At 73.8% G+C, this 12826-nt stretch carries 14 protein-coding genes; 3 read left to right on the forward strand and 11 right to left on the reverse strand.

Annotated elements, in window-relative coordinates:
* Nucleotides 1-178: 178 nt before the first annotated feature.
* From ACFVHO_RS09835 to ACFVHO_RS09845, 3 genes are all read right to left on the reverse strand, one after another.
* Nucleotides 179-1408, reverse strand: coding sequence for an RNA polymerase sigma factor (locus tag ACFVHO_RS09835; RefSeq protein WP_385712124.1), 1230 nt, complete (start codon nucleotides 1406-1408; stop codon nucleotides 179-181).
* 271 nt (nucleotides 1409-1679) lie between these two features.
* The gene (locus ACFVHO_RS09840; protein WP_385711990.1) at nucleotides 1680-2063 is read right to left on the reverse strand and encodes a YciI family protein; all 384 of its coding nucleotides are present in this window, start codon (nucleotides 2061-2063) and stop codon (nucleotides 1680-1682) included.
* A gap of 45 nt (nucleotides 2064-2108) precedes the next feature.
* Nucleotides 2109-3785 carry an MFS transporter gene (locus tag ACFVHO_RS09845; protein WP_385711991.1) on the reverse strand — a complete coding sequence of 559 codons (1677 nt, stop codon included), beginning with the start codon at nucleotides 3783-3785 and terminating at the stop codon, nucleotides 2109-2111.
* A 122-nt stretch (nucleotides 3786-3907) separates the two neighbouring features.
* Here ACFVHO_RS09845 and ACFVHO_RS09850 point away from each other — a divergent pair, with 122 nt between their 5' ends.
* Together ACFVHO_RS09850 and ACFVHO_RS09855 are read left to right on the forward strand one after the other, a co-directional pair.
* Entirely contained in the window at nucleotides 3908-4636 is a 729-nt protein-coding gene (locus tag ACFVHO_RS09850) for a TetR/AcrR family transcriptional regulator (RefSeq protein WP_385711993.1), read from the forward strand.
* Between the two features lie 67 nt (nucleotides 4637-4703).
* Complete coding sequence (locus tag ACFVHO_RS09855; protein ID WP_385711995.1) at nucleotides 4704-5891, forward strand: hypothetical protein; 1188 nt, start codon at nucleotides 4704-4706, stop codon at nucleotides 5889-5891.
* Here ACFVHO_RS09855 and ACFVHO_RS09860 read toward each other — a convergent pair.
* The 4 genes from ACFVHO_RS09860 to tsaB are packed head-to-tail and all read right to left on the reverse strand — an operon-like array spanning nucleotide 5855 to nucleotide 8546.
* A complete protein-coding gene (locus ACFVHO_RS09860) occupies nucleotides 5855-6112 on the reverse strand; it encodes a hypothetical protein (RefSeq protein WP_385711997.1) in 258 nt (85 codons plus the stop codon). The two genes, ACFVHO_RS09855 and ACFVHO_RS09860, sit on opposite strands and share 37 nt — an antisense overlap.
* Before the next feature lie 16 nt (nucleotides 6113-6128).
* The gene (gene tsaD / locus ACFVHO_RS09865; RefSeq protein ID WP_385711999.1) at nucleotides 6129-7250 is read right to left on the reverse strand and encodes a tRNA (adenosine(37)-N6)-threonylcarbamoyltransferase complex transferase subunit TsaD; all 1122 of its coding nucleotides are present in this window, start codon (nucleotides 7248-7250) and stop codon (nucleotides 6129-6131) included.
* Entirely contained in the window at nucleotides 7243-7833 is a 591-nt protein-coding gene (gene rimI / locus ACFVHO_RS09870) for a ribosomal protein S18-alanine N-acetyltransferase (protein WP_385712126.1), read from the reverse strand. Before rimI ends, tsaD begins: the two co-directional genes overlap by 8 nt.
* Before the next feature lie 47 nt (nucleotides 7834-7880).
* The gene (tsaB, locus tag ACFVHO_RS09875; protein ID WP_385712001.1) at nucleotides 7881-8546 is read right to left on the reverse strand and encodes a tRNA (adenosine(37)-N6)-threonylcarbamoyltransferase complex dimerization subunit type 1 TsaB; all 666 of its coding nucleotides are present in this window, start codon (nucleotides 8544-8546) and stop codon (nucleotides 7881-7883) included.
* Nucleotides 8547-8649: 103 nt separating this feature from the next.
* Between tsaB and ACFVHO_RS09880 the strand changes: the two genes are divergently transcribed.
* A complete protein-coding gene (locus ACFVHO_RS09880; protein ID WP_385712003.1) occupies nucleotides 8650-9198 on the forward strand; it encodes a hypothetical protein in 549 nt (182 codons plus the stop codon).
* Between the two features lie 77 nt (nucleotides 9199-9275).
* Here ACFVHO_RS09880 and ACFVHO_RS09885 read toward each other — a convergent pair whose 3' ends face one another.
* The 4 genes from ACFVHO_RS09885 to alr form a co-directional block, all read right to left on the reverse strand.
* Entirely contained in the window at nucleotides 9276-9476 is a 201-nt protein-coding gene (locus ACFVHO_RS09885) for a hypothetical protein (RefSeq protein WP_385712005.1), read from the reverse strand.
* A gap of 163 nt (nucleotides 9477-9639) precedes the next feature.
* Nucleotides 9640-10152, reverse strand: a complete 513-nt coding sequence (gene tsaE / locus ACFVHO_RS09890; protein WP_385712007.1) for a tRNA (adenosine(37)-N6)-threonylcarbamoyltransferase complex ATPase subunit type 1 TsaE — start codon at nucleotides 10150-10152, stop codon at nucleotides 9640-9642.
* A gap of 61 nt (nucleotides 10153-10213) precedes the next feature.
* Nucleotides 10214-11446, reverse strand: a complete 1233-nt coding sequence (locus tag ACFVHO_RS09895; RefSeq protein ID WP_385712009.1) for an alpha/beta fold hydrolase — start codon at nucleotides 11444-11446, stop codon at nucleotides 10214-10216.
* A gap of 13 nt (nucleotides 11447-11459) precedes the next feature.
* Nucleotides 11460-12620 carry an alanine racemase gene (alr, locus tag ACFVHO_RS09900; RefSeq protein WP_385712011.1) on the reverse strand — a complete coding sequence of 387 codons (1161 nt, stop codon included), beginning with the start codon at nucleotides 12618-12620 and terminating at the stop codon, nucleotides 11460-11462.
* Nucleotides 12621-12826 lie beyond the last annotated feature (206 nt).

Here is a 12826-nt window from a genome sequence, read left to right on the forward strand (position 1 = left end):
CGGACCCCCGCTGATCGGCGCTCCGCGCCTCGTCCTCAAACGCCGGACGGGCTGGAAAGTTGCCGGGGCGGGCTGGGAATGTGCCGGTAATTTTCAGCCCCTCCGGCGTTTGAGGAGCGGGGTCTGGGGCGGAGCCCCAGTTTCGGGAAAGGGGCGGGACTGGGGCGCACCGCGAGGCCTACAGCAGCTCCCGCAACCGCCCCGCCCTCCCCCACAACAACTCCCTCTCCCGCGCGTTCCGCGCAAGCCCCGCCGCCCGCTCGAACTCCGCACGCGCCTCAGCGAACCGCCCGAGCCGCTCGAGAAGGTCACCCCGGACGCTGGGAAGCAAGTGGTAGGAGCGAAGGGCCGGTTCGGTGGCGAGGGCGTCGACGAGGGCGAGCGCGGGCTCGGGGCCGTCCGCCATGGACACGGCGACGGCCCGGTTCAGTTCGACGACGGGAGACGGCGCCCGCTCGGCCAAGAGGCCGTACAGGACGACGATCCGAGCCCAGTCCGTCTCCTCGTAGGAGCGCGCGTGGGCGTGACAGGCGGCGATGGCGGCCTGCAGGACGTACGACCCGTGCGCCCCACGGGCCACCTCCTCGGCCCGCCCGAGCGCGGCGAACCCACGCCGGATCAGCAGCCCGTTCCACCGCGCCCGGCTCTGGTCCTTGAGCAGCACGGGCTCCCCCCGGGGCCCGGTCCGCGCTGCGGTGCGCGACGCCTGCAGCTCCAACAGCGCCACGAGCCCGTGCACTTCGGGCTCCTTGGGCATGAGGGAGGCGAGCTGCCGGGCGAGCCGGAGCGCGTCCTCGCACAGGGCGGGCCGCACGTGGTCGTCCCCGGCCGTGGCCGCGTACCCCTCGTTGAAGATGAGGTAGATGACGTCGAGGACGGAGCCGAGCCGGGCCTCGCGGTCGGGCCCGTAGGGGACTTCGAAGGGGACGTTCCTGGTGGCGAGGGTGCGCTTCGCGCGGACGACGCGCTGAGCGACGGTCGCCTCGGGGGCGAGCACCGCGCGGGCGATCTCGGCGGTGGTGAGGCCGCCGAGCAGACGGAGCGTCAGGGCGACGCGGGCCTCGGCGGAGAGCACCGGGTGGCAGGCGGTGAAGACGAGGCGGAGCAGGTCGTCGTCGATGGCGTCCGGGTCCTCGACGAGCTCCGGGATCTCGTCGAGGTGCGGCGGCGCGGTCTGAAGGTCCCGGCCGACCTCGGCGAGCTTTCGCGCGTAGCGCTCCCGGCGGCGTACCAGGTCGACGGCGCGGTGCTTGGCGGTGGCCATGAGCCAGGCGCCCGGGTTGTCGGGCACACCGGAATCGGGCCACTGCTCCAGGGCGGCGACCAGGGCGTCCTGCGCCAGCTCCTCGGCGATGCCGACGTCCCGGACGATCCGCGTGACACCGGCGATGACGCGCGGGGCCTCCATGCGGAAGACGGTCTCGATGGCGCGGTCGGGGCTGTCGGCACGGCCGGGGCTGTCGGCGACAGGACGGTCTGGGCGGTCGGCACTGGTGGCGCTGTCGGGGCGTTGGGGGTGCTCAGGCGCATGGTCCACGGCCACACATCAGAGCACCCCCGCGACGTCCTCGCAAAGGACCTCGGGGCCCGGCGGCACCGCGGCCGGAACAGGTCAGGGCCCGAGACACGTCAGGGTCCGAGAGACGTCAGGGCCCGAGACGCATCAGGGCCGAGACACGTCAGGCCCCCGCACCCGCCTCCGAGAAGTCCGGCTCCGAGATCTCCCTGACCTCGACGGTGATCGTCCAGTAGTCCTCGTGGACCTTCAGGAACCGCTTCGTCCACTCGATCGCCTCGGCCCGGTCCTTGGCCTGGAGGATGGTGTAGCCGCCGATGACCTCCTTGGCCTCGGTGAACGGCCCGTCCGTGACGGAGAGGCTGCCGTTCTCCCAGCGCACCCGGGCCCCCTCCGAGGTCGGCGCGAGGCCCGCGGTCTCGACCAGCGCGCCCGCCTTGGTGATCTCTTCGAACAGCTTGCCCATGCGCTCCTGCAGTTCGGGGCTCGGGCCGTCCTGGGGCGCGTCGGTCTCGTTGATGCGGATCATGGTCAGGTAGCGCGGCATGGCCGTCTCTCCGTTCAGGCTGCGGGCGGGGGCTCTCCTCGCCTCTCACCCTTGCGTCGAACGGGAGACACCCGGATCGACACCCTCGCCGAGATTCCTCGAAGTTTTTTCGGACGGCTGCACGGACGGCTGGACGGACGGCTGCACGGACGGCTGCGCAGATGGCTGCACGGGCGGCTCTACGGACGGCTCTACGGACGACCGCCCCGGGGCCCCCGCAGGCGTACGCCCCCCAACCGCACGCCCCCCGTGCAGCACCCCCGTCCCCACCGCCGCCGCCACAAGCAGCGCCGCCGCCACCCCGAACGCCGCCGCGTACCCGTCCGCGAGCGCCCCCGCTCCCGGCCCCGACCCCACTCCCGGACCCGCCCCCGCCCCGGCCCCCGTCGCACTCGACGCCACCGTCACCAGAACCGCGAGCCCGATCGAACCGCCCAGCTGGCGCGAGGTGTTGAGCAGCCCGGACGCCATGCCGGTCTCCCCCGCCGCGACGCCCGACGTCGCCGCCGTGCCGAGCGGTACGAAGCACATGCCGATGCCGACGCTGGCCACGAGCGAGGGGCCGAGGATCGAGCCCACGAACGTGCCGCCCGCCTCCACCGCGAGCGCGAACCACGCGAACCCGGCCGCGCCGAGCAGCCCGCCCGCCACGAGGAGCGCCCGCTCTCCGACCCGGCCCACCGTCCGGGTCGCGATCACCGTGCCCGCGACGACGCCCGCGCAGAACGGCAGGAAGGCGGTTCCGGCGCGCGTGGGGCCGTACGCCATGACCTCCTGGAGGTAGAGCGAGGTGAAGTAGAACGCGGCGAACTGGCCCGAGGACATCAGGAGCGCGAAGACGTTCGCGGACAGGACGGGGCGGTGCGTGAGCAGGCCGAGGCGGAGCAGCGGGCCGCGGCCGCGCCGTTCGCCGCGGTGCTCGACCACGCAGAACGCCACCAGGAGGGCGGCCGCCGCGGCGAGCGTGCCCACGGTCGTCGCCGAGTCCCAGCCGTACGTCTCGGTGCGGACCAGGCCCAGGACGAGCACGCTCGTACCGGCGGTGACCAGGAGCGCGCCCGCCACGTCCAGGCGCGGCGGGGCCCCCGTGCGCCGGTCGGCGGGGATGCCGGAGCGGCTCGCCGCGAGCGCCACGAGCACCACCGGCACATTGACCAGCATCACCGAGCGCCAGCCCACCCAGTCCGTGAGCAGCCCGCCCGCCATGATCCCGACGGCACCGCCGAGCGCGCCCGAAGCACCCCACAGGCCGAGGGCCCGTGCCCGCTCCCGGCCCTGCGCGAAGTGGACGGTGATCAGCGCGAGCGCCACCGGCGCGAGGGCCGCGGCGCCCGCCCCCTGCACCGCCCGCGCCGCGATCAGCTGCCCGGGGCTCTGCGCGAGCCCGCCGACGAGGCTCGCGGCCCCGAACACCAGGAACCCGGCGACCAGCGTGCGCCTGCGCCCCACGACGTCGGCCAGCTTGCCGCCGAGCATGAGCAGCCCGCCGAACGCGAGCGCGTACGCGTTGACGACCCAGGTCAGCGACTCGGGCGCGAAGCCGAGGTCGTCGCCCATGTCGGGCAGGGCGATGTTGACGACGGACATGTCGAGGGAGACGAGGAACTGGACGGTCAGGAGGACGGGGAGCAGCAGCGGGCCGCGCGAGGGCGGCGGGCCGGTCGGCTCAGTCGGGCGCAGCGGACCGGTCGGCTCAGTCGGCCCGGTCGGAGATGTCGTCATGCGCCGCACATTATTATACGCGTACAGAAATTAGCTATACGCGTACAGAAATTGACGTGGGAACCGGCCGGGGGCAAGGCCCGGGGGTCGGCCCCCGCACGCCCGGACGCGACAATGAGCACGTGGCAGCGCGAGCGAACGGCGAGGAACCCGGCACGGCCGGACAGAAGCGGCGCGTCGGACGGCCCCGGCGGATCGAGCCGGAGGCGATCGTCGACGTGGCGCGGCGCATCCTGCAGGAGGAGGGCGTCGCGGCGCTCAGCATGCGGCGGGTCGCCAAGGAGGTCGGCGCCACGCCCATGGCGCTGTACCACCATGTGCGCGACAAGGACGAGCTGTTGATGCTCACCCTGGCCGGGACGGCCGCGACCCTGCCCCGCCCCGAACTGCCCGCCGACCCCCGCGACCGGCTGCTCGCCGTCGCCCTGCACATGCACGGCATCCTGCTGCGGCTGCCCTGGGTGGTGGAGGTCCTGAGCCTCGGCGACCTCAGCGACAAGGGCGCCATGTGGATGGTCGACGAGATCATCGGCGCGGGCGTCGCCTGCGGGCTCTCCCCCGTCGAGGCCGCGCACGCCTACCGCACCGTCTGGCACTGCGTGTACGGCGACCTCGCCTTCCGGAACGCGATGCGGCGCCGCGCCGAGGAACCCGACCGCAAGCGGTACTTCCCCGACACGCTCACGGACGCCGACACCGCCGAACTGCCCCACGTCGCCCCCCTGGCCTCCCGCTGGGCCGAGCTCCGCGAGACCTACGACTTCGCCCGCCAACTCGGCGCGGTGGTCGACGGGTTGCTCGGCCGGACCACCCGCCCGACGCCGCCGCACCCGCAAGCGGACACGCCATAGACAACGCGGTTGCCCACCGGCTACACAGGGCTCGACGACAACCGAAGACAGGCAACGGGGGGCACGCATGGCCGCATGGGGTCAGGGCGGGGCAGGACAGGGCATACCGGGGCAAGGCATACCCGGCCACGGCATGACCGGGCCGGGCGTACCGGGCCGCGTCGCACCGCGCGACGCACCGACGCTGCAGTGGGTCGGCGCGGCCGTCCTGCTCTACGCGCTCACGGCGGCGATCTGGATCGGGTACGAGGCCAAGGAGGCGGCCGACCACCCGTACGCCAGGTTCTCCTTCAAGGCCCTGTACGACCCCCGGCAGTTCCTCACGCCGGTGGCGCAGACCCACCACGACTGGGCGTTCCTCGTGACCGCCGTCGTCGTCGGCGCCCTCGCGCTCGGGCGGCGCCGGGTGGCGCGCGGGGGCCTCGCCCTGGTCGCCGTGCTCCTGATCGGCCTGGGCCTGCGGGAAGTCATCGGCCTCATGGCCTCGGACGAGTACGGCGACCTCATCACCGAGATCGGCTACGGCAAGGCCCTGCTCACCTTCCGGTTCACGGGCATCGCCCTGGGGTGCGCGATCTTCGCGGCCGTCGCCCGCACCCGCGGCTCGACGGACGGCGCCCCGCCCCCGGCTGCCCCGGCCCACCCACCGGCCCCGCCGCGGCCCGCGTTCGCGGACGCCCCGCCCCCGCCCGCGTACGCCCCGTACAACGTGCCCTACGGCCCGCGGCCCGGCGCGACGGGCCGCGCACGGCCGGCCTTCATCGCGTCCGGCATCGCGCTGCTCCTGAGCGGCGCGATCGAGGTGGGCTGGCTGATCCACTCCCTCACCCGGGACAACGTCTACTTCGTCGGCAGCCAACCGGGCTCCGACGCGGGCGACTTCTTCCGGGCCGCGGTCGACGCCTCGCGCGGCATCCCGCTCCCCCAGGCCTTCTACGTCCTGGCCCTGGTGGCCGCACCCGTGCTCGTCGGCGTCCTGCTGCTCGCCGGGCGCCCGGCGGCCCGCGGTGCCGCGCTCGCCCTGGCGCTCGCCTCGACCTACTTCGACATCCGCACCCTGGTCCCGGCCTTCGACGACGGCTTCGACATCTACTGGGACTCGACGGTCGGCACGCTCAACATCCTGACGCCGTTCGTCACCCTGCCGCTCCAGGCCGTGGTGGTGATCGCGCTGCTCGGGGCGCGGGAGGACGGCGTGCGCGCCGGGGCGTACGGGGGTCAGCCCTGGCCGAGGGACTCGAACCGCCATCTGTGAGGCGGCCGGGAGACCAACTCCGCGGGGGGCGCGGGCAGTTCGGGCAGGTCGGCGTCGTACGCCGCGTCCCACCACGTGATCACGAGGACGCGGTCCTGCGGGGCCTGGAAGGTCTCCCTGCGCGGCGGCGCGGGCGCCAGGACCTGGGCCCGCGCCCACGCGAGGAGTTCCGGGCCCCGGCCCTCGACGGCCCGCGCCTCCCACATCAACGCGACGCTCATGAGCGGAGGTCGCCCTTCACGAGTAGAGGTTGTCCTTGCTGACCTCGTGCACGTGATCGTGATCGTGGCCATGGGAGTGCGCGTGCGCGCCCGGCACGTGCGGCTCCGTCACCGGCAGCGAGGAGTCCGCCGAGAGCCCGAGGTCGGAAGCGGCCCGGTTGCGGGCGACCATCTCCGCGCCGAGCGCGGCGACCATCGCCCCGTTGTCCGTGCACAGCTTCGGCCGGGGCACCCGCAGCCGGATCCCCGCCCGCTCGCAGCGCTCCTGGGCCATCGCCCGCAGCCGGGTGTTCGCGGCCACGCCGCCCCCGATCATGAGGTGGTCCACGCCCTCGTCCTTGCAGGCCCGCACCGCCTTGCGGGTCAGCACGTCGACCACGGCCTCCTGGAACGACGCCGCCACGTCCCGCACCGGAACCTCCTCCCCCGCGGCCCGCTTCGCCTCGATCCAGCGCGCCACCGAGGTCTTCAGGCCCGAGAAGGAGAAGTCGTACGCGGGGTCGCGCGGCCCCGTCAGACCGCGCGGGAACGCGATGGCCTCCGGGTCGCCCTCACGGGCGTAGCGGTCGATGACGGGGCCGCCGGGGAAGCCCAGGTTCAGCACGCGGGCGATCTTGTCGAAGGCCTCGCCCGCCGCGTCGTCGATCGTCGCGCCCAGCGGCCGCACGTCGGAGGTGATGTCGGTCGACAGGAGCAGCGAGGAGTGGCCGCCGGACACGAGGAGCGCCATCGTGGGCTCCGGCAGGGCGCCGTGCTCCAGCTGGTCCACGCAGATGTGCGACGCCAGGTGGTTCACGCCGTACAGCGGCTTACCGAGGGCGTACGCGTACGCCTTCGCCGCCGAGACCCCGACGAGCAGCGCGCCCGCGAGTCCGGGGCCCGCGGTGACGGCGATGCCGTCCAGGTCCTTCGCGCTCACCCCCGCGTCCTTCAGGGCGCGCTGGATGGTGGGGACCATCGCCTCCAGGTGCGCGCGGGACGCCACCTCGGGCACGACGCCGCCGAAGCGCGCGTGCTCGTCGACGCTGGACGCGACCGCGTCCGCGAGCAGCGTCGTGCCGCGGACGACGCCGACGCCCGTCTCGTCGCAGGAGGTCTCGATGCCGAGGACGAGGGGCTCGTCACGGGAGTCAGCCATGGATCTCGGTTCCTTGTACGCCGTTCAGCGGGCCAGGGGCCCGGCCTTCGGTGGGGCCGCCGGTCGAGCCGTCGGCCGCGGAGTCGGGGGCGCCGTGCGCGGAGCAGTCCGGTACGGCGGACGGGTCGGACAGGCGCATCACCAGCGCGTCCACGTTGCCCGGCTGGTAGTAGCCGCGGCGGAGGCCGATCGGCTCGAAGCCGAAGCGCTGGTACAGCTTCTGCGCCCGGGTGTTGTCCACCCGCACTTCGAGCATCACCTCGGTCGCCTCGAAGGCCGTGGCGTGCCGCAGCAGTTCGGTGAGCAGACGCGCGCCGAGGCCGGAGCCCCAGTGGTCGCGGGCGACCGCGATGGTCTGCACGTCGGCGGCCACCGCGGCGCCGCCGTCGGAGTCGGTGCCGGCGACCGCGAGGCCGCCGTAGCCGACGAGGCGTTCGCCCTCGTACGCCACCAGGTAGCGGCGCGTCGAGCCGGGCCCGCGCGCGTGCGCGAGCTCGGACCAGAACATGCCGCGCGACCAGGCGTCGTCCGGGAAGAGTTCCTTCTCGAGGGCGAGCACGGCGTCGATGTCCCACCAGCGCATCTCGCGCGGTACCACGGCGGGGGGCGGCGTCTTCGACGGCACGGTGGTCACTTGGGGGTGACCACCTTGTAGTTCTTGGGGACCTGCGCGTCGGGGCGGCGCAGGTACAGCGGGCGGGGTTCGAGGAGTTCCTCGCCCGCGGCGAGCCGCTCGGCCGCGAGGGCGGCGAGCGCCGCGGCCGACACGTGCTCGGGGCCGCGCACGTCCCCGAAGGCCTCCGGGTAGAGGGCGGCGCCCGCGCCGACGGCGGGGAGCCCGGCGACCTGCTCCGCGATGTCGGCGGGCCGGTCGACGGCCGGTCCGCCGACCCTCGTACGGGCGTCTTCGTAGCGCGCCCAGTAGACCTCCTTGCGGCGGGCGTCCGTCGCCACGACGAACGGCCCGTCCTCGATGCCCGCCGCGTACGCGAGGCCGTCGAGGGTGCACACCCCGTGCACCGGGACGCCGAGCGCGAGGCCGAAGGTGTCGGCGGTCATCAGGCCGACGCGCAGGCCCGTGTAGGGGCCGGGGCCGACGCCGACGACGACGTCCGTCACCGCGTCGAGTCTCAGCCCCGCGTCGGCGAGGACCCGGTCCACGGCGGGCAGCAGCAGTTCACCGTGGCGGCGGGCGTCGACCTGGCTCGATTCGGCGACTGTTCCGATGGAGGCCGTGCCGTCGTGCAGGGCGACGGTGACGGCGGGGGTGGCGGTATCCAGAGCGAGCAAGAGCACGCGAACAGCCTACGGCTCCGGCGCCCGGCGCACGGCCGCCCCGGCACGGGCCGCGCCTGCTGCTACCGTCACCCCATAGCCGTACGTAGGAGAGGTGGGCCAGGTGTCAAGGAGCAGCTCGGGATTCGTGGCCGGGCTCACCGCGGCGGCGCTCGCCGTGGTCGGCTTCCTCGCCTACCAGGCCTCCGCGAACGCCCCGGACGACCTCAACGCCCGCCCGGACAAGTCCCCCACGGCCCCCTCGCGCTCCCCCAAGGACAAGGCCGACCCGCTGAAGCTGCCCGCCGGATCCGGCGCGGGCAGGCGCGTCGTGTACTCCCTCGACGGTGACCGGGTGTGGCTGGTCGGCGAGTCCGGCAAGGTGAAGCGCACGTACAAGGTCACGCCGAGCACCGTGGACCCCTCTCCCGGGTCGTACACCGTCGGCTCGCGGACGGGCCAGGTCATAGGGTCCGACGGCGTGCAGATCGAGCACGTGGTGCGGTTCACGAGTGTCGACGGGATAGCGATCGGGTTCAGCGCGGCGCTCAGCGGCTCGACCCAGAAGCCGGACCCGGCGAAGAAGACCGGCGGCATCCGCTCCTCGCGCGAGGACGGCAACGTGATGTGGGACTTCGCCCTGTACGAGACGAAGGTCGTCGTGGTCCGCTAGGACCCCCGCCGACCGGTAACCCGCCGACCAGTACCCGCCCGACGAAAAGCACTCCGCCCGACGCCGCGGCGCCCGCTCTACGCGGCGTCGCGGCGTCGCTCGTCCGTGTGCCCTGCCGCCGGGTGCGCCGGCGTCTCCGGGGCCGGGGGCGGCGTGGAGACCGCGCTCGCGGCGGCGCAGGACGCCAGCAGATCGCTCATCGAGTACGCGTGGGAGGGCGCCGGCCGCGCCGAGGGCCCGTGCGGGCGGGGCTGCGCATCACGTTCTGAAGCCGGCATGGACGCCTCCTGGGGCTCCGGGGGCAGACGTGGTTAGGTAGACCTAACCCGTACCTGGTATCCATGTGACCACGTACGACGCTCGGCGCGCAACATCTTGCCGACGGCTTGTCGGAAAGTTCGGGCGAACCGACGAGAACCCGTCACCCCGCCCCCGGCACCCTCAGGCCGACAGGACCGTCAGATCGGCCCCCGCCCACCGCGCGCCGATCCCGCGCAGCGTCACCTCGCGCACCTCGTCCGTGGTGTCCCCGACGGCCCGATGGATCAGAACATGCAGCCGGTCCTCCGACAGGTCCTCGACCTTGCCGTCGCCCCACTCGACGACAATCACGGAATCCGGCAGGGACACGTCGAGGTCCAGGTCCTCCATCTCGTCGAGCCCGCCGCCCAGGCGGTACGCGTCCACATGGACCAGCGGCGGCCCGTCGCCGAGGGACGGGTGGACGCGGGCGATGACGAACGTCGGGGAGGTGACGGCGCCGCGCACGCCCAGGCCCTCCCCGAGCCCGCGGGTCAGCGTCGTCTTGCCCGCGCCCAGCTCACCGGTGAGCATGACGAGGTCTCCGGGGCGCAGGATCTTGGCCAGGCGGCGGCCCAACTCGCCCATCTGCCCCGGCGAGTTCACGGTGAGCTCGAGAGCGGTGGCGGGGGCCGGGCTGTGCGGTGCTTCCATGACGGAAACGTTAGCCGCTCGGCGCACCCTCCCCGGCCCCGCCGACACCGCGCCCGGTGCCTCACATGGCCGCGCTGCGCGCCTGTTCCCTGGCCCTGACCAGCAGATCGGCGATCCGGTCGGTGACCGCCTCGGGGTGTTCAAGCATCACCAGGTGCCCGGCGTCGGGGACGAGCACGAGTTCGGCGTCCGGCAGCAGGTCCGCGATGGCCTCGCTGTGCTCGCTGGGGGTGACCAGGTCCTTGTCCCCCGCGAGGACGAGTACGGGAAGCTCCGCGAAGTGGACGAGTGCCTCGGCCTTGTCGTGCTCGGCGAACGCCGGATAGAACTCGGCGACCACGTCGATGGGCGTGGCCTCGATGAGGCGCTCCGCGAACCGGGCGACGGCGGGATCGACATCCCTGGAGGCGAACGAGTACCGCTTGATGATGCCCGCGAACAGATCGGCGGTGGCGCGGCGCCCCTTCTCCACCAGGTCGGCCTGCGAGCCCAGGGCCTTCAGGACGCCGGGCAGGACGCGCCGGATGGCGTTCATGCCCGCGACGGGCAGGCCGAAGCTGACCTCGCCGAGCTTTCCGGACGAGGTGCCGATGAGGACGACGCCGACGACGCGGTCCCGGATCAGCTCCGGGAACTGGTCGGCGAGGGCCATCGTCGTCATGCCGCCCATGGAGTGACCGACGAGCACCAGCGGCCCGGTGGGTGCGGCCGCGTCGATGACGGCCTTCAGGTCCCGGCCGAGCTGGTCGATGGAGACGGGCTTGTCGTCGTGGATCTGGGCCATGCCGCGACCGGAGCGGCCGTGGCTGCGCTGGTCCCAGTAGACGCACCGCACCGCACCGCGCAGCGCGGCGCGCTGGAAGTGCCAGGAGTCCTGGCCGAGACAGTAGCCGTGGCTGAAGACGAGGGTGACGGGATCGGGGGCCTTGCGCCCGAAGAGCCGCCGCAGCCGAGGCACCTGCGCCGCGTCACCACCCGCCTCACCGCTCCCGTCGCCCACCTCGTCGACCTCGTACGCGAGCTCCGTGCCGTCATCGGCGTAGGCCTTGCCGGGCATGCCGCGGAGCGAGCCGTAGGGTCCGGAGGCGTCGAGGGCGAGGCGGGCCTTCTTGCGCATGCCGCGCCCGACCGTCATCCGCTCGATGGCGACGCCCGCCGCGGCGCCCGCCGCGATGACTCCTATGGCGGCACCGGCGAGACCGGCCCGCCGCCAGTTGGTGCCCGCCGAACCGGCGGCCTCGGCCACTTCGGCCGCCAATTCCACGGCGGCCGCCCCCGTGCTGCCCTCGCCCACGTGCCGCTCCTCTTCAGTCGTCGCTGCCGCTGTGCCGCTCGTCGACATAGACGCGCGGAACGCGGGAACCGATGCGAGTCACGATCTCGTACGCGATGGTGCCCGCCGCGCGCGCCCAGTCCTCGGCTGTCGGCTCACCCCGGTCACCGGCCCCGAAGAGCACGGCCTCCGCCCCGACCTCGGGCTCGTCGCCGCCCAGGTCGACCACGAACTGGTCCATGGCGATACGGCCCGCGGCGGTACGCCACTTGCCGCCCACCAGGACGGGTCCGGAGCCGGACGCGTGCCGGGGGATGCCGTCGCCGTACCCGGCCGGGACGAGGCCGAGGGTGGTGGCGACGGGGGTGGTGTAGTGATGGCCGTAGCTCACGCCGTGATCGGCCGGGGCGTGCTTGACCGAGGCCAAGGCGGCGGCGACCGTCATGACGGGCCGCAGTCCGAAGTCCTGCGGGGTGCCGATCTCGGGGCTGGGCGAGACGCCGTACATGGCGATGCCGGGCCGGACAAGGTCGAAGTGGGCCTCGGGGACCGTCAGCGTCGCCGGGGAGTTGGCGATGTGCCGGACCTCGGCCCGTATCCCCTCGCCCTCCGCGTACGCGAGCATCTCCCGGAACACGTCGAGCTGACTCTTGATGGACGGGTGCCCCGGCTCATCGGCGCAGGCGAAGTGGGACCACAGCCCGGTCACCTTCACGAGCCCGTCCGCCTCCGCGCGCAGGGCCGCGGCGATCAGCTCGGGCCAGTCCTCCGGCATACAGCCGTTGCGGCCGAGGCCGGTGTCCGCCTTGAGCTGGACGCGAGCCGTACGGCCCGAGGCGCGGGCGGCCGCGGTGACCTCGCGCAGGGCCCACATGCCGCTCACCGAAACGTCCAGGTCGGCCTCGACGGCCTCACGCCAGGGGCCGCCCGGGGTCCAGAGCCAGCACATCACGCGGCCGCCGATACCGGCCGCGCGCAGGGCAAGGGCCTCCTCCGGGGTGGCGGTGCCCACCCAGGTGGCGCCCGCCTCCAGGGCCGCGCGGGCACACGGGATCATGCCATGGCCGTAGCCGTCCGCCTTCACCACGGCCATGAGGGCGGCCGTGGGGGCGTGGGCGCGGAGCGTACGCACGTTGGCCCTCAGGGCGGCGAGGTCGATCTCGGCGCGGACGCGCGGCAGTGCAGTCTCAGTCATCGCGCCAAGTCTCTCAGAGCCCGATCTGGCCGGGGGCCCACACCCGCCCCACCCCGGCCCGGTGACCCTCACCCTCGCCCCCACATCACGGGCGCCCTGGCCCGGGGCCCACCCCTCCCCCCTCACATCAAGGGCACCGTCGGCCTGGGCTGTGCCCACCCGTGCCGCCCCTGGCGGCCCAGCTGCCCACAGCGGGGGGGCGGCAG

This window comes from Streptomyces sp. NPDC127108 (genome assembly GCF_042677545.1).
In the GTDB taxonomy this organism is placed as follows: domain Bacteria; phylum Actinomycetota; class Actinomycetes; order Streptomycetales; family Streptomycetaceae; genus Streptomyces.